This is a genomic window from Streptomyces sp. BR123, from assembly GCF_013401435.1.
Taxonomy (GTDB): Bacteria; Actinomycetota; Actinomycetes; order Streptomycetales; family Streptomycetaceae; genus Streptomyces.
Window position 1 is genome coordinate 1 of sequence record NZ_JACBGN010000076.1, and the last position, 26816, is coordinate 26816.

Sequence of the window (26816 nt, forward strand, 5' to 3'; positions counted from 1 at the left end):
TGTGTATAAGAGACAGGGCGGGAGCCGTGGATTTCAGTGTGGTTCTGCACCCGGTGTGATCAGACGCAAATACCGCCGAACGTGATCAAGCCGCGCACCTGTGCGCCCCCTCGCACGACCTTTACGCCCCTTCACGCCCCGCCCCGGAGGTAGCACCCATGTCCCAGAGAAGGCGCAGATCCTTGGCGTCGCTCCTGACCTCGGGAGTCCTCGTACTGCCGCTGCTCGCGGGCTGCGGCGCGGGGGACGAGGGAGGCCCGGCGGCTGCAGGCCCGGACATCGCGGCGACCGCCCGCGACCTGATCGCCGACGGCGGCGTCCTGCGGTGGGCCGTCGACGGCCTTCCCGAGACCCTGAACGTCTTCCAGGCCGATGCCGACGCCACCACCACCCGGATCGCCGGTGCGGTGCTGCCCCAGCTGTTCACACTGGACGACAAGGGGCGGCCGACGGCCAACCCGGACTTCCTGGAGAAGGCGGAGATCGTCGAGCGGGAGCCCAAGCAGGTCGTCCTGTACAAGCTGCACCAGCAGGCGGTGTGGAGCGACGGCCGGGAGATCGGCGCCGCCGACTTCCTCGCCCAGTGGCGGGCGCTCAACGGCAAGAACTCGGCGTACTGGACCGCCCGCAACGCCGGCTACGAGCGGATCGAGAAGATCGAGCGCGGCCGCAACGACCTGGAGGTCCGGGTCACCTTCGCCAAGCCGTACACCGACTGGCGCTCCCTGTTCTCGCCGCTCTACCCCAAGCAGGTCACCGGCACCCCCGACGCCTTCAACGAGGGGGCCCGCGGCACCCTCAAGGTCACCGCCGGGCCCTTCAACCTCGGGGCCATCGACAAGAACGCGGGCACCGCCGCCCTGACCCGCAACGCCCGCTGGTGGGGCCGGCCGACGAAGCTGGACTCCCTGGTCCTGACGGCCGTGCCCCGGGCAGAGCGGGCGAAGGCCCTGCTCGCCGACACGGTCGACCTGGCGGAGGTCGACCGGGCGACCGCGGACCGGATCACCCAGGCCCGCCGGGACGCGACCCGCTCGCCGGGCGGGGCCGGGGCCCCGCCCCAGGGGGCCGCCACCGAGGAGAGCGGTGCCCTGCGCGCCTTCACCGTCCGCAGGTCGCTGGAGCCGGCGTACACCCAGCTCGCCCTGAACGGGGCCTCCGGCCCGCTGGCGGACGAGCGGGTCCGGCGGGCCGTCGCCCGGGCCATCGACCGCCGCGAACTGGCCGAGATCGTGCTGGGGCCGCTCGGGCTGCCGGTGAAGCCGGTGGGCAGCCACCTGGCGCTGGCCGGGCAGCGGGCGTACGCGGACAACAGCGACGCCCTCGGCGGGCAGGACACCAAGGCCGCGCAGGCGCTGCTCGCGGACGCCGGCTGGCGCCGCAACGGTGTGATCACGGAGCCGGCGGGTGCGAAGGCCGGACCGGAGGCGGAGAAGCAGGACGAGAGCCCGGCGGAGCCGCAGGCCGGGCAGCAGGACGACGGCAGGAGCCCGGCCGGCCCGGGCACCGGGAACGACGGCCTGTACATCGTGGGCGAGGAGGACGAGCGCAACGGCGATGTCCGCGCGGCCGCCCTGGAACGGGGGCTGCCCGGGCTCCGCCCGGCCCTCGGCGCGCAGCGGGGGACCTCGCTGCCGCAGGCGGCCGAGGCATTGGCGCGGCAGCAGAAGGAGGCCCTCCTCGCCCAGGCCGCGGCCCTCACCGCCGGCCGTACGACCACCACCGCCGACGAGGCCGCCGCCGACGAGGCCGCCGCCGAAGACGGCAAGGCGCCGGGGGCCGACGACACCCAGGCGGCATCGGACGACGCCCCCGCGGCCTCTCCCGGCGCCGGCGCCAGCGCGAGCCCCGCGCCGGCCCCGGCCCAGCCCGCCCGGACCTCCGGGAACATCCTGGCCAAGGACGGAAAGGCGCTCAGCCTGCGCTTCGTCCTGCCCTCCGGCCCCGGCTCGGATTCCCTGCGCACCGTCGGGGAGCGGATCGCGAAGATGCTCCGGAAGGTCGGTGTGGCGACCGAGCTGACGAAGGTGGCCGACGAGAGCTTCTTCAAGGACCACATCGCCTCGGGCCAGTACGACCTGGCGCTGTACTCCTGGCCGGCGTCCGCCTACCCGGCCACCGACGCCCGTCCGATCTTCGCCAAGCCGGAGCCGGCCGCCGACGGCTCGCTGCTCGTCGAACAGAACTACACCCGGGTCGGCACCGACCACATCGACCAGCTCTTCGACCAGGCCGTGGCCGAGCTGGACGAGGAGGCCTCCCGGGAGCTGATGCGCAAGGCCGACGCGCGGATCTGGGCGGCGGCCGGCTCGATCCCGCTCTACCAGCGCCCCGAGCTGGTGGCGGTGAAGCAGGGCGTGGCCAACGCGGGTGCCTTCGGACTGGGCACTCCGCGCTTCCAGGACATCGGCTGGAAGAAGGCCCCACAGGGCCGTGGATCGGGCTCCAAGGAAGGAAAGGAGAAGAACAAGTGACAAAGCGGGGCCAGTCAGGTTGACCCGCGGGTCACAAGCTCAGAAGTGACTCAAGTCGCTTGCCCGCCGGACCCCCGGCGGGCAAGGTCGTGCGTACCCATTGACCCGGAGTACCACCGGCTCGGGCACCGCGCCGGCGCCCGAGACCTCCCAGCAGCACCGAAACCCCAGATCAGCGGCGCCGGAACAGCAGACCGGCAGCACCGCCGCAGCCGCCCGGGCGCCCCGCGCCACCGGCGGCCGGACCCCCCACCCGCATTCCGGCCGCTGTCCGTCGTACGGCCTCTTGACAGACCCCCGGCAGGCGCTTCCCGCCACGCGACGTAGGATGGGGTAAGGCCGTGGCAGGTTTTCCGCCCGGCACAGGCTCGCGTACCAGGCCGTACGTGACGCCATCCACGATCCCGGGAGAAGCGCCGCAGTGCCCACGCGCCACGACATCCGCAACGTCGCCATCGTCGCCCACGTCGACCACGGCAAGACGACCATCGTCGACGCCATGCTGAAGCAGGCCGGCGCCTTCGCCGCCCACCAGCAGCTCGACGACCGCATGATGGACTCGAACGACCTGGAGCGTGAGAAGGGCATCACGATCCTCGCCAAGAACACGGCGGTGAAGTATCACCCCAAGGACGGCGGAGCCCCGATCACGATCAACATCATCGACACCCCCGGCCACGCCGACTTCGGCGGCGAGGTCGAGCGCGGTCTGTCGATGGTCGACGCCGTCGTCCTGCTGGTGGACGCCTCCGAGGGTCCGCTGCCGCAGACCCGCTTCGTGCTCCGCAAGGCGCTGCAGGCCCGGATGCCCGTCATCCTCTGCATCAACAAGACGGACCGCCCGGACTCCCGGATCGACGAGGTCGTCAACGAGACCTACGACCTGTTCCTGGACCTGGACGCGGACGAGGACCAGATCGAGTTCCCGATCGTCTACGCCTGCGGCCGTGACGGCATCGCCTCGCTGACCAAGCCGGAGGACGGCACCGTCCCCGCCGACAGCGACAACCTGGAGCCGTTCTTCTCCACCATCCTGGAGCACGTCCCGGCCCCGACGTACGAGGAGGACGCGCCGCTCCAGGCCCACGTCACCAACCTCGACGCCGACAACTTCCTCGGCCGCATCGCGCTGCTCCGCGTCGAGCAGGGCGAGCTGCGCAAGGGCCAGACGGTCGCGTGGATCAAGCGTGACGGCTCGATCTCCAACGTCCGCATCACCGAGCTGATGATGACCGAGGCGCTCACCCGCAAGCCGGCCGAGGTCGCCGGCCCCGGTGACATCTGCGCGGTCGCCGGTATCCCGGACATCATGATCGGCGAGACGCTGGCCGACCCGGAGAACCCGGTCGCCCTGCCGCTGATCACGGTGGACGAGCCGGCCATCTCCATGGTCATCGGCACCAACACCTCCCCGCTGGTCGGCCGCGGCGGCTCCGGCAAGGGCGCCGACGCCAAGGCCGCGGTCAAGGACCGCAAGGTCACCGCCCGCCAGGTCAAGGACCGCCTGGACCGCGAACTCGTCGGCAACGTGTCGCTCCGCGTCCTCGACACCGACCGCCCGGACGCCTGGGAGGTCCAGGGCCGCGGTGAGCTCGCGCTGGCCATCCTGGTCGAGCAGATGCGCCGCGAGGGCTTCGAGCTGACCATCGGCAAGCCGCAGGTCGTCACCAAGGACGTCGACGGCAAGGTGCACGAGCCGGTCGAGCGCATGACGATCGACGTGCCCGAGGAGCACATGGGCGCCGTCACCCAGCTCATGGGTGTCCGCAAGGGCCGCATGGACAACATGTCGAACCACGGCTCCGGCTGGGTCCGCATGGAGTTCGTCGTCCCGTCCCGCGGCCTCATCGGCTTCCGTACGGAGTTCCTGACGCAGACGCGCGGCACCGGCATCGCCCACTCGATCCACGAGGGCCACGAGCCGTGGTTCGGCCCGCTGCAGACCCGCAACAACGGTTCGCTCGTCGCGGACCGCGCGGGCGCCGTCACCGCCTTCGCGATGACCAACCTCCAGGAGCGCGGCGTCCTGTTCACCGACCCCGGCACCGAGGTGTACGAGGGCATGATCGTCGGCGAGAACTCCCGCTCCGACGACATGGACGTGAACATCACCAAGGAGAAGAAGCTCACGAACATGCGGTCCTCGTCGGCCGACTCGTTCGAGGCGATCGTCCCGCCGCGCAAGCTCTCCCTGGAGCAGTCCCTGGAGTTCTGCCGCGACGACGAGTGCGTCGAGGTGACCCCGGAGGCCGTCCGCATCCGCAAGGTCGTCCTGGACCAGAAGGAGCGCTCGCGCACCGCCTCGCGCGCCAAGGCCGCCAAGTAATCGGCTAGTTCGGGGGTTCCGGCCGTTCCGGTTCCCCTGACGTGCAGCCCCTCCCGCCACGGATCTCCGCGCAGGGAGGGGCTGTTCGCTTTTTTTGTCTCTGTCAAGCGGATTGTTGCGTCCTTGTGTCCGCATACCGACCGTGACACTCCGGATGGTGAGCTAACAGTCCGTTTCGCGCGTGTCTGTCTCTGATCCCTTTGTCCGGATTTCGGGTTTCTGCTGCGGATCGATGTTGTGAAAACGAGACCACGCAGGTGTGGTTTACGCCCGGGGCTGTCCCTGAGGATTGCTCCATTGAGCTCGGGTCAATGGGTCACACGCTGTGGGGAGCGTCGACTCACGAGCACACGACGGAGCCGGATTTCGCTGTCAGGGGTGTCAGCGGAGCCGGGTCCTTCACGTATCCACCGTGACTCCTGAGGAGGCAATAACCCATGCGCGGAGCAACGAGCGCCAAGTGGGTCGCCGGAGCCGTCGTCGTGGCGATGGCCGCTACGGCATGCAGCACCAGCAAGGACTCGAACGCCGGCTCGGCCGGCGGCAACATCACCGTGGTGCTCGGCGAGCCGCAGCACGGCCTGATCGGTCAGAACACCGCCGAGTCCGAGGGCGCTGAGGTTCTCAACGCCCTGTTCGTCGGCCTTGTCGACTACGACAACAAGACCAACGAGCCGAAGCTCGCGGTCGCCGAGTCCATCGAGACCACCGACTCGAAGACCTGGACGATCAAGCTCAAGGACGGCTACACGTTCCACAACGGCGAGAAGGTCGACGCCCAGTCGTTCGTCCGCGCCTGGAACTGGGGCGCCAACCAGGACAACGCCGCCGAGGGCATGCCGTTCTTCGCGAAGATCGAGGGCTCTGAGGAGCTGGCGCCGGGCAAGGACAAGAAGCCCACCGCCACCGAGCTCAAGGGTCTGAAGGTCGTCGACGAGAAGACCTTCACCGTCACGCTGAAGGCCCCGTTCTCGCAGTTCAAGACCATGCTGGGCTACAACGCCTTCTACCCGCTGCCCAAGGCGTTCGAGGCCGACCCGAAGAAGTTCGGCGAGGCTCCGATCGGCAACGGTCCGTTCCAGATGGACGGCGCCTGGGAGCACAACAAGCAGATCAAGATCAAGAGGTTCGACAAGTTCCCGGCCGAGGGCCGTGCGAAGCTCGCGGGCGTCACCTTCAAGATCTACGACAACCTGGACACGGCGTACAACGACCTGCGCGCCGACACCATCCAGATCGTCGACAAGCTCCCGATCTCCGCGATGGCCACGGTCTCCCAGGAGTTCGGCGACCGCTACATCTACAAGCCGGAGTCGGGCGTCGGTTACCTCGGCCTCCCGCTGGAGACCAACCCGGAGGCCTTCGGCAAGGTCGAGATCCGCAAGGCCCTCTCCATGGCCATCGACCGGGACGCCCTTACGAAGACCATCTTCAACGGCACCCGCAAGCCGGCCGACGACTTCATCAACCCGATCATCCCCGGCTACCGCAAGGGCGCCCTCGGCGAGGCGGGCACCTACAACCCGACCAAGGCCAAGGAGCTCTACGCCCAGGCCGGCGGCATCCCCGGCAACAAGCTGGAGCTCGGCTACAACGCCGACGGCGGCCACAAGGAGTGGATCGAGGCCGTCGCCAACCAGCTGAAGGCGAACCTCGGCCTCGAGGTCACCGCCAAGCCGTACGCCAAGTTCGGTGACATGCTGGACGACCTGGGCGCCGCCAAGTACAAGGGCGCGTTCCGCATGGCGTGGTCCATGGACTACCCGGCCGCCGAGAACTACCTCCGTCCGATCTTCTCGAAGGTCGCGATCGAGAACGGCTCCAACTACGGCCACTACAAGAACGACGAGTTCGAGTCCCTGATGGACCAGGCCGACAAGGCGACGGACCCGGCCGAGGGTCTGAAGCTGTACCAGCAGGCCGATGACATCATCATCAAGGACCTGCCGTACATCCCGGTCTTCACCTACATGTCTTCTTCGGCCTACTCCAAGTCCGTGAAGAACGTTCAGGTCGACGCCCAGGGCCGCATGGACCTGGCGAACGTCGAGCTCAACTAACACGCTTCTTCACCAAGGGGAATTGACCCGGGGGCGGGCGGACGGAATCAGGTTTCCGTCCGCCTGCCCCCTCCCCCTGTTCAACTGCTGGAGGTCTGATGGGCCGCTACCTCATCCGCCGACTCATACAGGCGATCCCTGTTCTGCTCGGCGCCACTTTCCTGATCTACTTCCTGACCTTCGCGCTCGGCGGCGACCCCGTCCAGGCCCTCGCCGGCGAGAAGAAGGCAGACCCGATCGTCGCGGCGATGCTCCGCGAGAAGTACCACCTCGACGACCCCTTCCTGGTCCAGTACTGGAACTACCTGACCGGTGTGCTCCAGGGGAACCTCGGTGAGACCCTGAACGGCCGTCAGGTCCTCGATCTCATCACCGATGCCTTCCCGTACACGGTCAACCTCGCCTTGGTGGCCTTCGCCATGGAGGCGCTGGTCGGCGTCACCGCCGGCATCATGGCGGCCCTGCGGCGCGGCAAGTTCCTCGACCAGCTGGTCCTGCTGTCGACCCTGCTGGTCATCTCCATCCCGGTGTTCGTCACCGGCTTCGTCCTCCAGCTCCTCCTCGGAGTCGAGCTGAAGGAACTCGGTTTCGACTTCTTCCCCGTCTCCTTCAACGAGTCCGACGGGTTCAAGGCCTATCTGCTGCCCGGCTTCATCCTGGCCTCCACGTCGCTGGCGTACGTGACGCGCCTGACCCGCACCAGCCTGATGGAGACCATGCGCGCCGACTACGTGCGCACCGCCGTCGCCAAGGGCCTGCCCCGGCGCCAGGTGGTCGTGAACCACGCGCTGCGCAACGCGCTCATCCCGATCGTCACGTTCCTCGGCGCCGACCTCGGCTCCCTGATGGGTGGCGCGGTCATCACCGAGAACATCTTCAACATCAACGGTATCGGCGGTCTGATCGCCCAGGCCATCCGCCTGGACCAGGGCACCGTGCTCGTGGGCGTCGTGACGCTGCTCGTCCTCGTCTACCTGCTCGCCAACCTGATCGTTGACCTGCTCTACGCCGTGCTCGACCCGAGGATCCGCTATGCGTGACACGACTTCGGTGGAGGACTCGATGACCGACACCCAGACCGCCGGCGCCCCCTCCGCGGGAACCGCCGCCAGCGGCCCCAAGGGCGAGAAGAAGGACGAGAAGCAGGAGCGGATCGCCAGCCTCTGGTCCGACGCCTGGCGCGACCTGCGCAGCAACCCGATCTTCCTGATCGGTGCCTTCCTGGTCTTCTGCATGCTCGTGCTCTCCGCCGTGCCCGGCTGGTTCACCTCGTCCAGCCCCTTCGCGGCGGACGCGTGCACCCTGCAGAACTCCCTGCAGCGGCCGACCGGCGAGCACTGGTTCGGCTTCGACGTGCAGGGCTGCGACATCTACACCCGCACCATCTGGGCCACCCGCAACTCCGTCATCGTCGGCGTCGTGACCACCACCCTGGTGATGACCGTCGGCGGTGCGCTCGGCCTGCTGGCCGGCTGGCTCGGCGGCATCATGGACAGCATCCTGTCCCGCATCACCGAGATCTTCTTCGCCATCCCGCTGCTGCTCGGCGGCATGCTGATCATGTCCGGCCGGGAGGGCAACGCCTGGACGGTCTCGGCGGTCCTCGCCACCCTCGGCTGGCCGCAGATCTTCCGCATCATGCGGTCCTCGGTGCTCCAGCACAAGAACAACGACTACGTGGTGGCGGCCCGCGCCCTCGGGGCGAGCACCCTGCGCATCACCCTGCGGCACATCCTCCCGAACGCGGTGGCCCCGGTCATCGTGGTCGGCGCGATCAGCCTCGGTGTGTACATCGGAGCGGAGGCTGCGCTGTCCTATCTCGGCATCGGTGTCCAGCCCCCGGAGATCTCCTGGGGCCTGATGATCAGCGACGCCAAGGACCGCTTCCTGCAGGCTCCGCACGTCCTGCTGTTCCCGGCCGCCGCGCTGAGCATCACGGTGCTCGCGTTCATCATGGTCGGCGACGCGGTGCGCGACGCCCTTGACCCGAAGCTGCGCTGAGGAAGGGCGTACGTTGACCACCACCGAAAAGACCTCGAAGGTCCCCGCGCCCCGATCGGCGCCGGAGGGCACCCCCCTGCTCGAAGTGCGCGACCTGCACGTCGAGTTCCACACCCGCGACGGCGTGGCCAAGGCCGTCAACGGTGTCTCGTACTCGGTGAACTCCGGCGAGACCCTCGCCGTCCTCGGCGAGTCCGGCTCGGGCAAGTCCGTGACGGCGCAGGCCATCATGGGCATCCTCGACATGCCGCCCGGCAAGATCCCCTCCGGTGAGATCCTCTTCCAGGGCACGGACCTGCTGAAGCTCCCGGCAGACGAGTACCGCAAGATCCGCGGCTCGAAGATCGCCATGATCTTCCAGGACGCGCTGTCCTCGCTGAACCCGGTGCACACCGTCGGCGCCCAGCTCGGCGAGATGTTCCGCGTCCACCGCGGGATGTCCAAGAAGGACTCCCTGGTCAAGGCCGTCGAGCTGATGGACCGGGTGAAGATCCCCGCCGCCAAGGCGCGCGTGGGCGACTACCCGCACCAGTTCTCCGGCGGTATGCGCCAGCGCATCATGATCGCCATGGCGATGGCCCTGGAGCCCGACCTGATCATCGCCGACGAGCCCACCACGGCCCTCGACGTGACGGTCCAGGCCCAGGTCATGGACCTGCTCGCGGAACTCCAGCGCGAGATGAACATGGGTCTGATCCTGATCACCCACGACCTCGGCGTCGTCGCCGACGTCGCCGACAAGATCGCCGTCATGTACGGCGGCCGGATCGTCGAGACCGCCCCGGTCCACGAGATCTACAGCCGCCCCGCGCACCCCTACACCCGCGGTCTGCTCGACTCGATCCCGCGCCTGGACCAGAAGGGCCAGGAGCTCTACGCGATCAAGGGCCTGCCGCCCAACCTGCTGAACATCCCCTCGGGCTGCGCCTTCAACCCGCGTTGCCCCAAGGCGCAGGACATCTGCCGCACCGACGTGCCGGAACTGCACCGGGTGACCGAGCAGGACGGCACCGAGCTGCCCGGCCGCGGCAGCGCGTGCCACTTCTGGAAGGAGCAGCTCCATGGCTGAGCTCACCAAGAACGCCCCCGAGCGCGAGCCGATCCTCCAGGTGCGCAACCTGGTCAAGCACTTCCCGCTGACCCAGGGCATCCTGTTCAAGAAGCAGGTCGGCGCGGTCAAGGCCGTCGACGGCGTCTCCTTCGACCTGTACCGGGGCGAGACCCTCGGCATCGTCGGCGAGTCCGGCTGCGGCAAGTCCACCGTCGCCAAGCTGCTGATGAGCCTGGAGCGGGCCACCTCCGGCGAGGTGTTCTACAAGGGCCAGGACATCACCAAGCTGTCCGGCAAGGCCCTCAAGGCCGTCCGCCGCAACATCCAGATGGTGTTCCAGGACCCGTACACCTCGCTGAACCCGCGCATGACGGTCGGCGACATCATCGGCGAGCCCTTCGAGATCCACCCCGAGGTGGCCCCGAAGGGCGACCGGCGGCGCAAGGTCCAGGAGCTCCTGGACGTCGTCGGCCTGAACCCCGAGTACATCAACCGCTACCCGCACCAGTTCTCCGGCGGCCAGCGCCAGCGCATCGGCATCGCCCGCGGCCTCGCGCTCAACCCGGAGATCATCATCTGCGACGAGCCGGTCTCCGCGCTCGACGTGTCGGTGCAGGCGCAGGTCGTCAACCTGATGGAGAAGCTCCAGGACGAGTTCGACCTGTCGTACGTGTTCATCGCGCACGACCTGTCGATCGTCCGGCACATCTCCGACCGCGTGGGCGTGATGTACCTCGGCAAGATGGCCGAGATCGGTACCGACGCCGAGATCTACGACCACCCGACGCACCCCTACACCCAGGCGCTGCTGTCGGCCGTCCCGGTCCCGGACCCGGAGGCCCGCGAGGGCCGCGAGCGGATCATCCTCACCGGTGACGTCCCCTCGCCCGCCAACCCGCCGTCGGGCTGCCGCTTCCGCACCCGCTGCTGGAAGGCGCAGGACATCTGCAGCACCGAGCAGCCGCTGCTCGCCGTCCCGGAGCGCTACAAGGGCCAGAAGACCCTCGCGGCGCACGAGTCGGCCTGCCACTTCGCGGAGGAGCGGGCCGTCCTGGCCGTCTGATCCTCCTGCCTGTTCCGAACGGCTGATCCCCGGTGTCCCAAAGCGCCGGGGATCAGCCGTTTTGGCTTGGGTGGGCCGGAACGGCCCGTCGGACCGTTCGATTCATCAGCCGGTTTTCCGGCACCGGAAGATTACGGCGGCCGTTCTCTTTCGGAATCATTTACTCCGAATTTCGGTGAGACTCGGCATGTATCCGGGTTTCTCAAGTGAAACTCAAAAATGTTGACCTCCGACCCCTCTGAAGGTCTCGCTGCAGATCAGGGGCGATTTCAGGCTATTTCTGCGGCGCGAAACGATCTTTACCGGTTGTGTGCAATCGGGAAGGATGAAGGTTCTCGGATGTGTGAACTGTTGAGATCAGGAGGAATTTCCATGAGCCCCATGGCTGCGGTAGCGGAGCCCACTGACATTTTCGACCTCGACATCGAGTTCCTCGAGGGCGACAAGAGCCTCCCGCCGATGGCGGCGACGAGCACCAGCTGCTCGATCGGTTGCAGCAACACCGGCGGCGTCCACACCTGTTACTGCTCCTACGTGCCGACCGCGTGCGGCTACTCCTACGGTGTGGCTGGTCTGGCGCCGGCCATGTGCCCGCGCTGCGACTGACACACCAGCGGGCCCCCGGCCGTTCTTCGGCGGGGGCCCAGCCCCGCCCCTTCACGCCACAGCGACGCCGGAAGCCGCCGGCACCCGCCAGACCCTCCCGGCAGGCACACCATGACGCATAGACCGGACCATCTCGTGCTGCGGCGTGCCGCTCGAGCTGTCAGTTTGGCCAGGAAGGCCAGCCCCCGGGTGGTCGCCCTCTACACCTGTACCGGACTGATGGGGGCGGTAGGTCCCGTCGTCGCCGCCTGGCTCACGAAGACGGTCATCGACCGGATCGTCTCCCGTGCGGGGGCTGGGTCCTCGGATGCCACAGGGCCGCTTGCCCTGCTCGTGGCGGTCGGTCTCGTCACAGCGGCGGTGCCACATTTCAGAACGTACTTCCAAGAGGAGCTCGATCGAGCCGTCGCGGCCGAGGCGTACGACGAGATCTACCGAAAGATCAACCTCTTCGTCACGCTGGCACGGTTCGAGGACCCGAAGTTCCTCGACCGGCTGCGTCTGGCCCAGCACGCCGGCATGTCCGCCCCCAGCGCGGTCGTTTCGGCCGGCGTCGGGATCGTCGCGGGACTGGTGACCTCGGTCGGCTTCATCACCACGCTCAGCGTCATGAGCCCCGTGCTCGTCGTGGCGCTGGTCCTGTCGATGGTGCCGACGGTCCTGATCGAGTTCTCCCTGGGGTCGCGGCGTGCGGACGTCATGCACAGGATCGCCCCGCTCCAGCGGCGTGAGCTGTTCTACCGGGACATCATCTCCAACCCCCGAGCCGCGAAGGAGATCAGGCTCTATGGGACCGGCAGCTTCTTCCGGGAGCGGATGCTCGACGATCGCCGACTGGCGGACTCCTTCCAGCGTGGCCTTGCCCGTCGGGCACTGCGATGGGGTGGCCTGCTGGGTATCGCCGGTGCGGCCCTCGCCGGGGCCGCACTGACCTGGGCGGTCCACGCGGCATGGGGCGGCGAACTGACCGTCGGCGACGTCTCCATGCTCATTGCCGCCGTCGCGGGCGTCCAGTTCGCAGTGTCAGGGCTGGTCGAGACCGTTGCCAAGGCCCACAACAGCCTGCTGGTGTTCGAACACTATGTGGCGGTCGTCGACTCCGACTCTGACGTCACGCTTCCGGCAGCGCCGCTCGCGGCCGGCGCCCTGAAACAGGGCATCGAGATACGCGACGTGTGGTTCCGCTACTCCGACGACGGGCCCTGGGTGTTGCGGGGAGTCGACCTGTACATCCCCTACGGAAGCACTGTCGGGCTCGTCGGGAAGAACGGCGCCGGGAAGAGCACGCTGGTCAAGCTGCTCTGCCGGTTCCACGACCCTACCCAGGGCACCATCCACTGGGACGGCGTCGACATCAGGCACATCGCTCCCGAGGAACTCCGGCGACGCATCGGAGCCGTGTTCCAGGACTACATGTTCTACGACCTGTCGGCGGGGGAGAACATCGGAATCGGCGACATCGACCACATTGCCGATGAGGACAGGGTGCACAGGGCTGCGGAGCGCGCGGGAATCCACGAGGTCGTCGCCGGACTTCCTTTCGGATACGACACCCTGCTGAGCCGGATTTTCTTCAGCGAGGACGACAAGAAGGACCCGAAGACCGGAGTCATGCTCTCCGGCGGGCAGTGGCAGCGGATCGCACTGGCCCGCGGCCTCATGCGGGAGGAGCGCGACTTCCTGATCCTCGACGAACCGACGTCAGGACTCGACCCGGAAGCGGAGAAGGATGTGAGTTCCCGGCTCGCCGCACACCGGACGAGCCGGACCACCCTGCTGATCACCCACCGTCTCGGTTCGATCCGGGACGCGGACCACATCGCCGTCCTGTCTTCCGGACAGGTATCGGAACTCGGCACCCACGACGAACTCATTGCCTCCGGCGGTGACTACGCCGACCTCTTCGCCATGCAGGCGGACGGCTACATCAGGTCGTGACGGCCGCGTCGCGCCGTTCACACGGGCGACCTCGCGAATGAACGAAGGACATGAACGGCAAGACATTCGAGGCAAGAGAACCTGTCCTGGTTCGCCTGGCGGCGATCCCTCACAGCCGGCTGCACGCCACCCTCACGGGCATTGACCCGCAGGACCCCGCCTATCCGGCAGAGCTCACGGAACACCTGCGTGTCCTGTCGTCCGACCCGCTGTTCCGGGAAGCGGTGCACGTGTCAAGTCCGCAGTTGGGAAGGGCACTCGACGAGGTTCTCGCCGGCCGTGTTCTGGAGGCCCGGAAGGCCGAGCGCACGGCGATGTCGGCCCTGCGCTACTTCCTGCGGATGGGGCAGCGCCCCACACCCTTCGGGACCATGGCGGGCGTCGCATCGGCGCGCCTCGGCGAGCACACGCGAACCGCGATCGGGGCCGGCCACCGCAAGCACGTCCGGGCGGATGCCGGATGGGTTGCGGATGTGGTCGCGGAGGCGCTGGACGACCGTGCAATCAGGAACCTGGTGGGCGTCGCGTGGAACAACCTGTGCATGGTGCGCGGAGACCGGCTGGTGATGCCCTTCGGGACGCGCTCGGGCTCCCGGGGCGGCGGCGCGCCGACCTCCCGTGAGGTCTCCGTCAGGTATACGCCTGCCGTCGCGACCGTCATGGAAGCGGCGCGGCTTCCCATCGAATACCGGCGCCTCGTCGAAACGCTGTGCGCGGTGCACCCCTCGGCATCCGAGGACGCGGTCGACGGGATGCTCCGTTCTCTCCTGAAGAACGAGGTCCTCCTCACCGAGTTCCAGACCGGGCATACCTCGGACGACATGCTTGGCCGGCTGCTCGGTCTCGTCGCACGGGCACAGGGGGCGCAGACCGCGCACCTGCGGCGTATCACCGACGGGCTGGAGGAGTACTCCGGCTCCGCCCCCGCCGAAGCGGACGACGTCCGACGGGACATCATCCGGTCCATGTCAGCGTTGCAGCCCGCCGTCGACAACCCGCTGCAGGTGGATCTGAGGATGGACGCCGACGTCGTGGTCGGCCGTTCCGTGGTGAGGGAGGCGGAGCGAGCAGCCACTGCCCTGTGGCGGATGTCCCCGCGCAGCCCCTATGCGCACCACAGCGCCTATTTCTCCGCGTTCCTGGAGCGCTACGGACCTGACACCGCAGTGCCGGTCCTCGATCTCCTCGACCCGCATGCGGGTATCGGTGCGCCGGGAAGCTACGCCTGGCCCGCCTCCGGGGCCGCCGGCGACCAACCCGAACAGCAGCCCGGCGTGGCCGCCCGCGCCCGCCGCAACATACTGGCGGACCTGCTCCAGGACTGCTTCCTCCGCGGGCACCGCGAGCTGGTCCTCGACGACGGCCTCGTGGACCGTCTGTCATACGCGGACAACGGCGGCACACCGCGGTCGATGGACTTCTGTGTACAGGTCCTCGCCTCGTCCACTGCCTCGGTGGACGCAGGAGACTTCAGACTCGTGCTCTCTCCGGTGGCGGGATCGGCCCGGGCCGGCACCATACTCGGCCGCTTCGCCCACATGCTCGGTGAGGAGGCCGGGCTGAGGGCGCTGCTCACTGACGAGCCGGTGCACGAGGACGAGATCGTGGCTGACCTGGATTTCCAGCCGGTCGAGTCCCGGCTGCGCAACGTCGCCCGGGTGCCCCGCATCACCAGGCGGTCGATGGCCGTCGGGACGTACCCGGCGGACGGCGGCGGTGAGGTGCTCGACCTGGCCGACCTCGTCGTCGAAGTGCAAGGGGAACGGCTACGACTCGTCTGGGCCCCCACCCGGACCCCCGTCAGGGTTGTCGTCCCCCACATGATGAACCTCTCGATGGCGGCACCGAACGCGGCCCGCCTCATCGCGGAACTGTCCGAGGACGGCACTCAGCCGTGGCGAAACTGGAAATGGGGCGAACTGGAGAGCTTTCCGTACCTGCCTCGGGTCAGGTACGGGCGGACCATCCTGCACCCGGCCCGCTGGCTGCCGTCCGGCGCCCTGCAGGACGCCGGGATCTCCTGGGCCGAGTGGCTCGACGCGCTGCGTGAGTGGCAGACGCGGCGGTCCGTCCCCGACCGCGTCAGGGTTGTCATCGCCGACCGGTACTTTGACCTCGACCTGCGGGAGCCCCTGCATTGCAGGCTCCTCAGGACGGAGCTGACGAGAAACCCGGAAGTCCAGGTGTTCGAGGCCTGTGCCACGGAAGCGGACCACGGCTGGAGCGGAGGTCACGCCGCTGAGCTGGTGTTCCCGCTCAAGCGACGAGGGAGTACCGCACCCACCCGGGCCGGAGCGTCCAAAGGTGCCTCGGAGGCCGTGCCCGTCGTGCTGCGGCACGGCATGACCGCAGTACAACCCGGCGGGGAGTGGCTCTATCTCAAGCTGTATGCAGCCGCGGACTGCCACGATCGCCTGCTCGCCACCGAGGTTCCCCGGCTGCTGGCCTGCTGCCCCACAGAGATCGACCGGTGGTTCTACATCAGGTATGCCGACCCGGAGCCGCATCTGCGCATAAGGCTGCACGGCAAGCCGGACGCTGTGCGCGGTCACGTCACCGCGGCGGTCCATGCCTGGACGAGCGACCTGGTCGCCCGCCGACTCATCCGGAGCACGTCGTTCGAGGCCTACGAACCGGAGGAGACCCGGTACGGGGGGCCCGGACTGATCACGGCCGCGGAGGACTTCTTCCGTGCGGACAGTGAGATCGTGGTCTCGCAGCTCCAGGCGAGGGCTGCGGGCCGGCTGCCCGTCGATGGTGGCGTCCTGGCAGCGGCGAACTTCACGGCGCTGCTCCAGGCCTTCGGAGACTGGGACTGGAACACGTGGATCGTCCGCGCATTCGGGCGGGCGTCGACGCCCCGGCACCTGCTGCCGCCGCCGGAACAGCTCGCCCTGCTCGACCCGTCCGGGGGTTGGGCCGCCCTCTCGGAATCGGCCGGCGGCGCCGCCCTCGTCGGCGGCTGGGCACACTGGGCCGCCCCCGCCTCCGCGTACGGACAGCACCTGATGCGGCCCGACGGTCCCACGCCGACCGGGACGCGCGCCCTGAAAAGCCTTCTCCACATGAACTTCAACAGGCTCTTCGGCATTAACCGGGAGGCCGAGGTCCGTGCCTGCGGAATCATGCGCAACGCGGCTTGGTCTCACCTCGAAAGGACCAAGTGAACCATGGCCGAACTCCGATCCGCAGCCGCCGACCTGGTCCTGGGCGTCGCGAAGGGGATGACAGATCCGGCGGCGCTGGAGGGAGTCGCTCTCGCTAGCGGCGGCCGGATGCCCTCCGCGGAAGCCGATGGCCGGCCGATGTGGGACCCGGTGTCCCTCGCCAACGGGTTCCCCGGGGTCACTCTCCTCTTCGCCGAACTGGGTCACCATGACCCTTACTTCCGCACCGTCGCGCACGACTACCTGACGGCTGCGGGACGACATGCGGTCCATGCACCGGCCGGTGGTCTGTACTCGGGATTGACCGGGTTCGCCTTCTCGGCACGGGCGGCTGCCCACGGGCCGGGAGACTATGCCGTACTGCGTTCCCGGGCCGACGAGAAGATCGCCGAGTACGCTGCCTCGTTCTCGGGCCACACCAGAAGCGCCCTTGCCGATCCCTCACGCCGACGGATGTTCCACGAGTTCGACGTGATCAGCGGCATGTCCGGGGTAGGCCGTCACCTGCTGGACGCCGGACCCGAGCACGCCCCGGCGCTGGAGGAGGTGCTCGCGTACCTGGCGGAACTGACGCTGCCCCGCACGCGACACGACCGTCAGGTGCCGGGCTGGTGGGTCGACCACGGGATGGACTTCGAGGACAACGCTCCCGGCGGGCACGGCAACTTCGGTCTCGCGCACGGGATCAGCGGCCCGCTGGCGTTGCTGTCGCTTGCCTGGCAGCGAGGGCACCGGTGCGAGGCCGCGCACGACGCCGTTCACCGCATTGCCGCGTGGCTGGTCCAGTGGCAGCAGGCCGACAGACACGGCCCGTTCTGGCCGACAGGGATCACAACCGAGGACCTTGGCGCGGGCCCCGCAGCCGGAACCACTGCCACCCGCCCGTCGTGGTGTTACGGCACACCCGGCATCGCGAACGCCCTGCGGCTCGCCGGGACCGCCCTGGGCGAGGAGACGTGGGTGGATACCGCGCACGCCGCGGTGCAGGCGGCCACGGAGCGGAGCCGGACCGCTCCCGTCATGAGCCAGCCGGGCCTGTGCCACGGCCTGGGCGGGTTGCTCGTCGCCCTTGAGTCGTTCCGGCAGGAACGTTCCAGTGAGGCGCTCGACGGAGCCGTCGAGGCCGCCGTCGCCGAGATCGTCCGGAGGCATCAGCCCGACGCGCCGTTCGGTTTCACTGTCCTGCAGGAGGGGTCAGGCCTCCGGCTGGACCACCCAGGCTTCCTTGACGGTGTCACGGGGGTGCTGCTGGCCCTGTGGAAGTACGCGACGGGCGAGCCGCCGCGGTCCGGCTGGGACGCCGCACTCCTGATGTCCTAGGGAGCGGACCGGCTGTCGCCCCATGCCCTCCGCATCGACGCAAAGCCGACCGACCTCGCCGCCGTCGAGGCCGACCTGTTCCACCCACGGCGTCGACCTGGCCACCGACTCTCCTCAGCCACCGCTGAGAGGTGCCCCCAGGCTCGCCACCTGGGCGTACGGTCCGCGGCCCGCGGCAGGGACCTGGTCGGACTGGGCGTGGACATCCGGAACGAGACCGGCGCACTCGGGTTGTACGAGGCCCACGGGATGAAGCTCCACTACGCCGTTGACACCTGGGAGCTGTCCTTGCACTCGCATGGGTGACAGGCGCACGGCGCAGGGGTGCAATCGGTCCAACCAGCCGTGCGCCGGGGCTTTCAACGGGTGACATTGGCTCCCAAGTGAGTCCCGGTAGCCGTAAGGAGGCACTCGATGCGCGCAGCCACCCACGCCAAGTGGGCCGCAGGGGCGGCGGCCGTCGTCCTGGCGGCGTCGGCCTGCGGAGGCGGGGGCGGCAGCGGCGGGGGCGGCGAGTCCGGGATCGTCAGCTCCTCCTGGGGCGACCCGCAGAACCCCCTGGAGCCGGCCAACACCAACGAGGTGCAGGGCGGCAAGGTCCTCGACATGATCTTCAGGGGGCTCAAGCGCTACGACCCCAAGACCGGCGCGGCCACGAACATGCTCGCCGAGAACATCGAGACCGCCGACAACCAGAACTTCACGATCACCGTGAAGGACGGCTGGACGTTCAGCAACGGCGAGCCGGTCACCGCCCAGTCCTTCGTGGATGCCTGGAACTACGGGGCGAACGTCACCAACAAGCAGAACAACGCGCCGTTCTTCGGTGACATCGCCGGCTACGACGACGTCCACCCGGCCTCCGGCGAACCCAAGGCGAAGACGATGTCCGGGCTGGTCGTCAAGGACGCCCGGACCTTCACCGTCGCCCTCGACAAGAAGTTCTCCACCTGGCCCGAGACCCTCGGCTACCAGGCCTTCTCCCCGCTGCCCAAGGCCTTCTTCACCGACCACACCGCCTGGCTCGACAAGCCGATCGGCAACGGCCCGTACACCGTGGACTCGTACACCAAGGGCACCGGGATGAAGCTGCGCACGTGGGACGGCTACCCGGGCCCGGACAAGGCCGTCAACGGGGGCGTGGACCTCAAGGTCTACACCGACAACAACACCGCCTACACGGACCTGATCTCCGGCAACCTCGACCTGGTCGACGACGTGCCCGCCTCGCAGCTGAAGAACGTCAAGAACGACCTCGGCGACCGGTACATCAACCAGCCGGCCCTCATCATCCAGACCCTCACCTTCCCCTTCTACGATCCCCAGTGGGGCAAGGCGGGCATGGAGAAGGTCCGCCGCGGCATCTCCATGGCGATCAACCGCGACGAGATCACCAAGCAGATCTTCCGCGACACCCGCACCCCCGCCAAGGACTGGACCTCCCCGGCCCTCGGCGAGAAGGGCGGCTTCAACCCCGCGTTGTGCGGGGACGCCTGCACGTACGACCCGGCGGCCGCCAAGCGGCTCATCCAAGAGGGCGGCGGACTGCCCGGCGGCAGGATGACCCTCACCTCCAACGTGGACACCGGATCCCACCGCGCCTGGATGGACGCCGTCTGCAACAGCGTCAACAACGCCCTCGGCCAGGGCCCCGTCTGCACGGTCAACCCGGTCGGCACCTTCGCCGACTTCCGCAACCAGCAGAGCTCCTACAAGTTGACCGGGCCGTTCCGCTCCGGCTGGCAGGCCGACTACCCGCTGATCCAGAACTTCCTCCAGCCGCTGTACTACACCGGCGCCTCCTCCAACTACGGGAAGTTCAGCGATCCGCAGTTCGACAAGCTCGTCGACGAGGCCAACCAGGAGGGCGACCCGGCCGCGGCCATCGCGAAGTTCCAGGACGCCGAGCGGATCCTCGCCGCGCAGATGCCGGCCATCCCCCTCTGGTACCAGAACGGCAGCGCCGGATACGCCGAGCGCCTCTCCGACGTGGCGCTCAACCAGTTCAGCGTGCCCGTCTACGACCAGATCAAGGTCAGCTGACCCGCAGCCGCAAGGCCCGCCGACACCCGGAGCGCTCCAGTGGGACGTTATGTGATCCGGCGGCTGCTCCAGATGATCCCGGTGTTCATCGGCAGCACGTTCCTGATCTTCTTCATGGTGTACGCGCTCGGGGACCCCGTCGCCGCCCTCTTCGGCGACAAGGCCCCCGACCCCGCCACCGCCGCACGGATCCGCAAGGACCTCTACCTCGACCGCCCCCTGTGGGAGCAGTACCTGCACTACATGGGCCAGATCTTCCAGGGGGACTTCGGCACGGCCTTCAACGGCCAGCCGGTCACCGAGCTGATGGCCTCGGCCTTCCCCGTCACCCTCCGCCTGACCTGCGTGGCGATCGTCATCGAGATCGTCGTCGGCATCACGCTCGGCGTGATCAGCGGCCTGCGCCGCGGCCGGGCCGTCGACTCCGGGGTGCTGGTCCTCACCCTGATCGTGATCTCCATCCCGACGTTCGTCACCGGCTACGTGCTCCAGTACGTCTTCGGCGTCCAATGGGGCTGGGTCCGGCCCACCGTCTCCCCGGACGCCCCCCTGAACGAGCTGATCCTCCCCGGCGTCGTCCTCGCCCTGGTCTCCCTCGCGTACGTCACCCGCCTCTCGCGCACCTCCATCGCCGAGAACGCCCGCGCCGACTACGTCCGCACCGCCGTCGCCAAAGGCCTGCCGCGCCGCCGGGTCACCACCCACCACCTGCTGCGGAACTCGCTGATCCCCGTCGTCACCTTCATCGGCACCGACATCGGCGCCCTCATGGGCGGCGCCATCGTCACCGAGCGGATCTTCAACATCCACGGCGTGGGCTACCAGCTCTACCAGGGCATCCTGCGCAACAACTCCCCGACCGTGGTCGGGTTCGTGACCATCCTCGTCATCGTCTTCCTGCTGGCGAACCTGCTCGTCGACCTGCTCTACGCGGTCCTGGACCCGAGGATCCGATATGCCTGAGCCGGCGTACGACCCGCTGGAGCCCGGCGACAACGAGGCCATCGCACCTACAGGACAGGGCGGACAGATGGACCTGGCGCTCGACGAGGCGGAAAGCCTGGAGAAGAACCTGGAACCCGGCCCGGCCGACAAGGGGCCGGCCGAGAAGGCCCGCTCCCTGTGGTCCGACGCCTGGCACCAGCTGCGCCGCAACCCCGTCTTCATCATCTCCGCCCTGCTGATCCTCTTCCTCGTACTCGTCGCGATCCGGCCGCAGCTCATCGCGAGCGGCGACCCGCTCCAGTGCGACCTGTCCAAATCGCAGCAGGACTCCGAGCCCGGCCACCCCTTCGGCTACGACACCCAGGGCTGCGACGTGTACACCCGTACCGTGTACGGGGCCCGCGCCTCGATCACCGTCGGCGTGTGCGCCACCCTCGGGGCCGCGCTGCTCGGCTCGCTGCTCGGCGGGCTCGCCGGCTTCTTCGGCGGCTGGAGCGACGCGCTCCTCTCCCGCGTCGCCGACATCTTCTTCGGCATCCCGGTCGTCCTGGGCGGCCTCGTCTTCCTGTCCGTCGTCACCGGCGACACCGTCTGGCCGGTGGTCGGCTTCATCGTGCTGCTGGGCTGGCCCCAGGTGGCCCGCATCGCCCGCGGATCCGTCATCACCGCCAAGGAGAACGACTACGTCCAGGCCGCCCGGGCGCTGGGCGCCGGCCACTCCCGGCTGCTGCTGCGGCACGTGGGGCCCAACGCCGTCGCCCCCGTCATCGTCGTCGCCACGATCGCGCTCGGCACGTACATCGCCCTGGAGGCCACCCTGTCCTTCCTCGGCGTGGGGCTGCGCCCGCCCACGGTCTCCTGGGGCATCGACATCTCCAACGCGGCCCCCCAGATCCGCAACGCCCCGCACATGCTGCTCTGGCCGGCCGGCGCACTGAGCCTGACCGTGCTCGCGTTCATCATGCTCGGCGACGCGGTGCGCGACGCCCTCGACCCCAAGCTGCGCTGAGGAGCGGGCCCATGCTGCTCGAAGTCCGCGACCTCCAGGTGGAGTTCCGCACCCGCGACGGGGTCGCCAAGGCCGTCAACGGCGTGAACTACGCGGTGGACGCCGGCGAGACCCTCGCCGTCCTCGGCGAGTCCGGCTCCGGCAAGTCGGTGACCGCCCAGGCGGTGATGGGCATCCTCGACATGCCGCCGGGCCGGATCACGGGCGGCGAGATCCTCTTCCAGGGCAAGGACCTGTTGAGGATGAAGGAGGACGAGCGGCGCAGGATCCGCGGCGCCGAGATGGCGATGATCTTCCAGGACGCGCTGTCCGCGCTCAACCCGGTGCTCAGCGTGGGCGCACAGCTCGGCGAGATGTACGAGATCCACCGCGGGATGTCGCGGAAGGACGCGCGGGCCAGGGCCGTCGAGCTGATGGACCGGGTGAAGATCCCCGCGGCGAAGCAGCGGGCGGGGGACTACCCGCACCAGTTCTCCGGGGGCATGCGCCAGCGCATCATGATCGCGATGGCGCTGGCCCTGGAACCGTCCCTGATCATTGCGGACGAGCCGACGACGGCGCTCGACGTCACCGTGCAGGCGCAGGTGATGGACCTGCTCGCGGAGCTGCAGCGCGAGCTGAACATGGGACTCATCCTGATCACCCACGACCTGGGCGTGGTCGCCGACGTCGCGGACCGGATCGCCGTGATGTACGCGGGCCGGATCGTCGAGGCGGCCCCGGTCCACGACATCTACGAGGCGCCCGCCCATCCCTACACCCGCGGCCTGCTCGACTCCATCCCCCGCCTCGACCGGAAGGGGCAGGAGCTGTACGCGATCAAGGGCCTGCCGCCCAACCTGCTCGCCATCCCGCCCGGCTGCGCCTTCAACCCCCGCTGCCCCATGGCGCAGCCGGTGTGCCGCAGCGACGAGCCGCCGCTGTACCCGGTCACCGGCGTTCCCGTGCCGCGTGCGAGCGCCTGCCACTTCTGGAAGGAGTGCCTCGGTGGCTGAGCCCATCCTCCAGGTCCGCGGCCTGGTCAAGCACTACCCGCTGACCCGGGGGATCGTGTTCAGGAAGCAGGTCGGCGCGGTCAAGGCGGTCGACGGCGTCTCCTTCGGGCTCGGCCGCGGCGAGACCCTGGGCATCGTCGGGGAGTCGGGCTGCGGCAAGTCCACGGTGGCCAGGATGCTGGTCAACCTGGAACGCCCCACGGCGGGCTCCATCACGTACAAGGGCGAGGACATCGCGAAGCTGTCCGGCCGTGCCCTGAAGGCGGTGCGCCGCAACATCCAGATGGTGTTCCAGGACCCGTACACCTCGCTCAACCCGCGCATGACGGTGGGCGACATCATCGGCGAGCCGTACGAGATCCACCCCGAGGCCGCCCCGAAGGGCGACCGGCGCCGGCGCGTCCGGGAGCTCCTGGACGTGGTGGGCCTGAACCCCGAGTACATCAACCGCTACCCGCACCAGTTCTCCGGCGGCCAGCGCCAGCGCATCGGCATCGCCCGCGGGCTCGCCCTGCGGCCGGAGGTCATCGTGGCGGACGAGCCGGTCTCCGCGCTCGACGTGTCGGTGCAGGCGCAGGTGGTCAACCTGCTGGAGCGGCTGCAGAGGGAATTCGACCTGTCGTACGTGTTCATCGCGCACGACCTGTCCATCGTTCGGCACATCTCCGACCGGGTCGGGGTGATGTACCTCGGCCGGGTGGTGGAGATCGGCACCGACACCGAGATCTACGACCACCCCACCCACCCGTACACCCAGGCGCTGCTGTCGGCCGTCCCCGTCCCGGACCCCGGGGCGCGGGCCCACCGGGAGCGGATCATCCTGACCGGGGACGTCCCCTCTCCCGCCAACCCGCCGTCCGGCTGCCCGTTCCGCACCCGCTGCTGGAAGGCCCAGCGCCGCTGCACCGACGAGGTCCCGCTGCTGGCGGTCCCGGCGGTCTTCCCCTCGGGCCCGGCGGCCCATCCCTCGGCCTGCCACTTCGCGGCCGAGAAGCGGGTGGTGCCGCCACCGGGGGACCTGCCGCTGCCGCCCGCACCCCTGCCCGGTCCGGAGAAGGACTAGCGACTCGGCGCGCCCACCGGCCGGCTGCGTCGAATGGAGGAGCGCATCCGCTGGCGCAGGAGCGCAGTCCGGGGCGCACGGGCGAGGGGCTCGCGCCGCCGCCGGGCGGGCCGGAATGCGACCCGCCGAACCCGTACCGTTCTGACGCAATCGGTGCGAGAAGGCAGGTCGCACCGGCACGCCACCGGTTATTTCCGGCCAGGGCCGTGATTCCAGCGCGTGGCGGTCGCACACGCGCCGCAGAATCGGTCGGCCGTCCGCTGCGCGGCCAACCCGCTTTACACGCAGGCAACTTGACCGTTTCTGTCCGGAGATATGGGCCGGGCAGTCTGGGTTCCGTACGGCCGTGCGGGTGCCGACGACCGGCCGGGGGGCCGTCCGTGCCCCCCGGTCGGCCACCCCCGTGACCCTGCGCATGCGCGGCGTGCGCCCCTCGTGCTGCCGGATTTCGATCGATGCGCTGGTACGGATAGTTATGATCCGTAGCGCACGGTGGGTATGACTCCGCCGAGCACTGAGTACGAGTACGCGTACCGATGTCCGCTCGTCGTGGAGGTGAAACGCCGTGGCACTCTCGATCTCGGCCGTGGTGCTGCTGGCGATCGTCGTCTTCCTGCTGGTCCGCCGGTCGGGCCTGAAGGCGGGACACGCCGCTGTCTGTGTGCTCCTCGGTTTCTATCTCGCGAGCTCGACCATCGCGCCGACGCTCTCCCAGCTGACCTCCAATGTGGCGAGCATGATCAGCGGCCTCAAGTTGTAGGCCGTTGCTCGTTAGTCTTGCCCCATGAACGGTCTTCCCGCCCGTCGTCTGCTCTTCGTGCACGCACACCCGGACGACGAGTCGATCAACAACGGCGTCACCATGGCCAAGTACGCGGCCGAGGGCGCCCACGTCGCGCTGGTGACCTGCACCCTCGGCGAGGAGGGTGAGGTCATCCCGCCCGGGCTCGCGCATCTGGTGGCCGACCGCGACGACACCCTCGGTGCCCACCGCATCGGCGAGCTGGCCGCGGCCATGGCGGAACTCGGGGTCACCGACCACCGGTTCCTCGGCGGCCCCGGCCGCTTCCGCGACTCCGGGATGATGGGGCTGGAGCAGAACCACCGCCCCGGGTCCTTCTGGTCGGCGGACGTCGACGAGGCCGCCGCGTACCTCGTCGAGGTCATCCGCGAGCTGCGTCCTCAGGTCCTCGTGACCTACGACCCGGACGGCGGCTACGGCCACCCCGACCACATCCAGGCCCACCGGGTCGCCATGCGCGCCGTGGAACTGGCCGCGGAGCCCGCGTACCGGCGCGACCTCGGCGACCCCCACGCGGTCGGGAAGGTCTACTGGAACCGGGTGCCGCGCTCGGTGGTCGAGGAGGGCTTCGCCCGGCTGCGCGCGGCCGGCGCCAAGACGCCCTTCCCGGGCCTGGCTTCACCGGAGGACGTGCCCGGCGTCGTCGCCGACGAGCTCATCACCGCGGAGATCTCCGCCGGCGAGCCCGCCGTGGCGGCCAAGGCGGCCGCGATGCGGGCGCACGCCACCCAGATCGCCGTGGACGGGCCCTTCTTCGCGCTCTCCAACGACCTGGCGCAACCCCTGTTCGCCCGCGAGTACTACGAGCTGGTCCAGGGCAGCCCCGGCGCCCCCGCCGGCGAGCGCGAGCACGACCTGTTCGCGGAGGTCCGGGCATGACGCGGGCCTGGACCGCGGGGCGGGTCGCCGTCCTCCTCGGGCTGACGGCACTCGGCCTGCTGACCGGCCTGGCCGGCTGGGCGGTCGTCGACCTGTGGCTCCCCGCCGGGGTGGCGCTGGCGCTGCTCGCACTCTTCGGGCTGTTCCTCGGCGGCCGCATCGCCACCGGCACGGGCATCGGGGTGGGTGCGGCCGCTGCCGGCTGGTTCCTGGCGTACGTGGCCCTCGGCGTCCCGCGCCCCGAGGGCGACTTCCTGCTGAGTTCGTCCGGAATCGGCATGTACGCATACCTTTTGGGCGGAACCGTCGCGGCTGTGATGTGTGCCACCCTGCGCAGCCCGTTCGACCGGCCCGTTTCGGCCGCGCCGCCCGCCAGGTGACGGGCCGTTGAACTCGGGCGGGGTGTCCGCTTCGGGGTGTTGGGGCCGGTCGCGCCCGGTGTGTGCCGGGGGGCTTGGGGGAGGTGAAGGGGAACCTCGGATTCCCCTAGGTCAGTTGCGTCCCGGCCGCGGACAGTATGGTGGTCGGGCCGCCGAGCTGCCCGCGCACGGTATGACGGGCGGCGGAGCCAACCGGGAGAACCTGCCTTGAGTCGTGAAACCGACAGTCCGACCTCCGGGCCCCAGGGGCGCGGAGGAGCCGCATACCCCTCGGGTACCCAGCCGTACGGAACCGGCCAGCACCCGTCCGCGGACACAGTGGCGACTGCCTCGGAGGAGAACTCTGTGACCTCGAACCCTTCCACGCCCGACACCGACGGGCCGAAGACCGAGACCACCCTGACGACCCGTATCCGGATCAACATCCCGGGTTCGCGGCCGATCCCGCCGGTGGTCGTACGCAAGCCGGTCGCCGCCGAAGCGGACAAGGGCCGGGACGCGCAGCCCGAGCCGGAGGCCGCGCCCGCGCGTCCGTCGGCGCCCGCGTCGCCCCGCGCACTGCCCGCCGGGCCGACCGCGTCCGCCGGGCCCGCCGCGTCCGCCGGGCCCGCCGCATCGGACGGGCCCGCGGCGGCTGCCGAGCCGGACGACGCGGGGCCCAACTGGTTCGCCCCCCGCAAGCCGCGGGCAGCCG

General features: G+C 69.2%; 19 protein-coding genes and 2 pseudogenes. All 21 read left to right on the plus strand.

The genetic code is table 11. The annotated features are described in order from the left end of the window. The first annotated feature begins 158 nt into the window (after positions 1 to 158). The gene (locus HYE82_RS14840) at positions 159 to 2474 is read left to right on the plus strand and encodes an ABC transporter family substrate-binding protein (protein ID WP_179174519.1); all 2316 of its coding nucleotides are present in this window, start codon (positions 159 to 161) and stop codon (positions 2472 to 2474) included. A gap of 421 nt (positions 2475 to 2895) precedes the next feature. Then, the gene (gene typA, locus HYE82_RS14845) at positions 2896 to 4800 is read left to right on the plus strand and encodes a translational GTPase TypA (RefSeq protein ID WP_179174520.1); all 1905 of its coding nucleotides are present in this window, start codon (positions 2896 to 2898) and stop codon (positions 4798 to 4800) included. A 437-nt stretch (positions 4801 to 5237) separates the two neighbouring features. After that, on the plus strand, positions 5238 to 6860 hold the full coding sequence (locus tag HYE82_RS14850) for an ABC transporter substrate-binding protein (RefSeq protein WP_179174521.1): 1623 nt from the start codon (positions 5238 to 5240) through the stop codon (positions 6858 to 6860). Positions 6861 to 6958: 98 nt separating this feature from the next. Next, positions 6959 to 7900: an ABC transporter permease gene (locus HYE82_RS14855; protein WP_179174522.1), complete on the plus strand. Its 942-nt coding sequence runs from the start codon at positions 6959 to 6961 to the stop codon at positions 7898 to 7900. Beyond that, positions 7893 to 8861, plus strand: a complete 969-nt coding sequence (locus HYE82_RS14860) for an ABC transporter permease (RefSeq protein ID WP_179174523.1) — start codon at positions 7893 to 7895, stop codon at positions 8859 to 8861. The genes HYE82_RS14855 and HYE82_RS14860 overlap by 8 nt, the downstream gene beginning before the upstream one ends. 13 nt (positions 8862 to 8874) lie before the next feature. Continuing rightward, a complete protein-coding gene (locus HYE82_RS14865; RefSeq protein WP_179174524.1) occupies positions 8875 to 9930 on the plus strand; it encodes an ABC transporter ATP-binding protein in 1056 nt (351 codons plus the stop codon). Then, complete coding sequence (locus tag HYE82_RS14870; protein ID WP_179174525.1) at positions 9923 to 10975, plus strand: ABC transporter ATP-binding protein; 1053 nt, start codon at positions 9923 to 9925, stop codon at positions 10973 to 10975. The genes HYE82_RS14865 and HYE82_RS14870 overlap by 8 nt, the downstream gene beginning before the upstream one ends. Positions 10976 to 11347: 372 nt before the next feature. Next, positions 11348 to 11581: an FDLD family class I lanthipeptide gene (locus HYE82_RS14875; protein ID WP_179174526.1), complete on the plus strand. Its 234-nt coding sequence runs from the start codon at positions 11348 to 11350 to the stop codon at positions 11579 to 11581. 360 nt (positions 11582 to 11941) lie between these two features. Continuing rightward, positions 11942 to 13519: an ABC transporter ATP-binding protein gene (locus HYE82_RS14880; RefSeq protein ID WP_309144325.1), complete on the plus strand. Its 1578-nt coding sequence runs from the start codon at positions 11942 to 11944 to the stop codon at positions 13517 to 13519. 50 nt (positions 13520 to 13569) lie between these two features. After that, positions 13570 to 16686, plus strand: coding sequence for a lantibiotic dehydratase (locus HYE82_RS14885; RefSeq protein WP_179174528.1), 3117 nt, complete (start codon positions 13570 to 13572; stop codon positions 16684 to 16686). A 3-nt stretch (positions 16687 to 16689) separates the two neighbouring features. After that, positions 16690 to 18006: a lanthionine synthetase C family protein gene (locus tag HYE82_RS14890; RefSeq protein WP_179174529.1), complete on the plus strand. Its 1317-nt coding sequence runs from the start codon at positions 16690 to 16692 to the stop codon at positions 18004 to 18006. A 165-nt stretch (positions 18007 to 18171) separates the two neighbouring features. Continuing rightward, positions 18172 to 18312, plus strand: a pseudogene (locus tag HYE82_RS38070) (GNAT family N-acetyltransferase); the annotation flags it as partial. Between the two features lie 108 nt (positions 18313 to 18420). Beyond that, positions 18421 to 20049 carry an ABC transporter substrate-binding protein gene (locus HYE82_RS14895; RefSeq protein WP_179174530.1) on the plus strand — a complete coding sequence of 543 codons (1629 nt, stop codon included), beginning with the start codon at positions 18421 to 18423 and terminating at the stop codon, positions 20047 to 20049. Positions 20050 to 20088: 39 nt separating this feature from the next. Then, entirely contained in the window at positions 20089 to 21012 is a 924-nt protein-coding gene (locus HYE82_RS14900; RefSeq protein ID WP_179174531.1) for an ABC transporter permease, read from the plus strand. Beyond that, complete coding sequence (locus HYE82_RS14905) at positions 21005 to 22003, plus strand: ABC transporter permease (protein ID WP_179174532.1); 999 nt, start codon at positions 21005 to 21007, stop codon at positions 22001 to 22003. Before HYE82_RS14900 ends, HYE82_RS14905 begins: the two co-directional genes overlap by 8 nt. A gap of 11 nt (positions 22004 to 22014) precedes the next feature. Then, positions 22015 to 22998, plus strand: coding sequence for an ABC transporter ATP-binding protein (locus HYE82_RS14910; RefSeq protein WP_179174533.1), 984 nt, complete (start codon positions 22015 to 22017; stop codon positions 22996 to 22998). Further along, complete coding sequence (locus tag HYE82_RS14915; protein ID WP_179174534.1) at positions 22991 to 24061, plus strand: ABC transporter ATP-binding protein; 1071 nt, start codon at positions 22991 to 22993, stop codon at positions 24059 to 24061. Before HYE82_RS14910 ends, HYE82_RS14915 begins: the two co-directional genes overlap by 8 nt. Before the next feature lie 565 nt (positions 24062 to 24626). After that, positions 24627 to 24821 carry a hypothetical protein gene (locus HYE82_RS14920; protein ID WP_179174535.1) on the plus strand — a complete coding sequence of 65 codons (195 nt, stop codon included), beginning with the start codon at positions 24627 to 24629 and terminating at the stop codon, positions 24819 to 24821. Positions 24822 to 24845: 24 nt separating this feature from the next. Then, positions 24846 to 25742, plus strand: a complete 897-nt coding sequence (gene mshB / locus HYE82_RS14925) for an N-acetyl-1-D-myo-inositol-2-amino-2-deoxy-alpha-D-glucopyranoside deacetylase (RefSeq protein ID WP_179174536.1) — start codon at positions 24846 to 24848, stop codon at positions 25740 to 25742. After that, positions 25739 to 26122, plus strand: coding sequence for a DUF6113 family protein (locus HYE82_RS14930; RefSeq protein WP_179174537.1), 384 nt, complete (start codon positions 25739 to 25741; stop codon positions 26120 to 26122). The genes mshB and HYE82_RS14930 overlap by 4 nt, the downstream gene beginning before the upstream one ends. A gap of 207 nt (positions 26123 to 26329) precedes the next feature. Further along, positions 26330 to 26816 (plus strand): annotated as a pseudogene (locus HYE82_RS38075) (hypothetical protein); the annotation flags it as partial.

Bases quoted from the DNA above. Each gene is read 5' to 3' on its own strand.
- HYE82_RS14870 (WP_179174525.1), top strand. From the start codon at position 9,923: ATGGCTGAGCTCACCAAGAACGCCCCCGAGCGCGAGCCGATCCTCCAG.
- HYE82_RS14855 (WP_179174522.1), top strand. From the start codon at position 6,959: ATGGGCCGCTACCTCATCCGCCGACTCATACAGGCGATCCCTGTTCTG.
- HYE82_RS14850 (WP_179174521.1), top strand. From the start codon at position 5,238: ATGCGCGGAGCAACGAGCGCCAAGTGGGTCGCCGGAGCCGTCGTCGTG.
- mshB (WP_179174536.1), top strand. From the start codon at position 24,846: ATGAACGGTCTTCCCGCCCGTCGTCTGCTCTTCGTGCACGCACACCCG.
- HYE82_RS14930 (WP_179174537.1), top strand. From the start codon at position 25,739: ATGACGCGGGCCTGGACCGCGGGGCGGGTCGCCGTCCTCCTCGGGCTG.
- HYE82_RS14895 (WP_179174530.1), top strand. From the start codon at position 18,421: ATGCGCGCAGCCACCCACGCCAAGTGGGCCGCAGGGGCGGCGGCCGTC.
- HYE82_RS14905 (WP_179174532.1), top strand. From the start codon at position 21,005: ATGCCTGAGCCGGCGTACGACCCGCTGGAGCCCGGCGACAACGAGGCC.
- HYE82_RS14890 (WP_179174529.1), top strand. From the start codon at position 16,690: ATGGCCGAACTCCGATCCGCAGCCGCCGACCTGGTCCTGGGCGTCGCG.
- HYE82_RS14860 (WP_179174523.1), top strand. From the start codon at position 7,893: ATGCGTGACACGACTTCGGTGGAGGACTCGATGACCGACACCCAGACC.
- HYE82_RS14875 (WP_179174526.1), top strand. From the start codon at position 11,348: ATGAGCCCCATGGCTGCGGTAGCGGAGCCCACTGACATTTTCGACCTC.
- HYE82_RS14910 (WP_179174533.1), top strand. From the start codon at position 22,015: ATGCTGCTCGAAGTCCGCGACCTCCAGGTGGAGTTCCGCACCCGCGAC.
- HYE82_RS14885 (WP_179174528.1), top strand. From the start codon at position 13,570: ATGAACGGCAAGACATTCGAGGCAAGAGAACCTGTCCTGGTTCGCCTG.
- HYE82_RS14840 (WP_179174519.1), top strand. From the start codon at position 159: ATGTCCCAGAGAAGGCGCAGATCCTTGGCGTCGCTCCTGACCTCGGGA.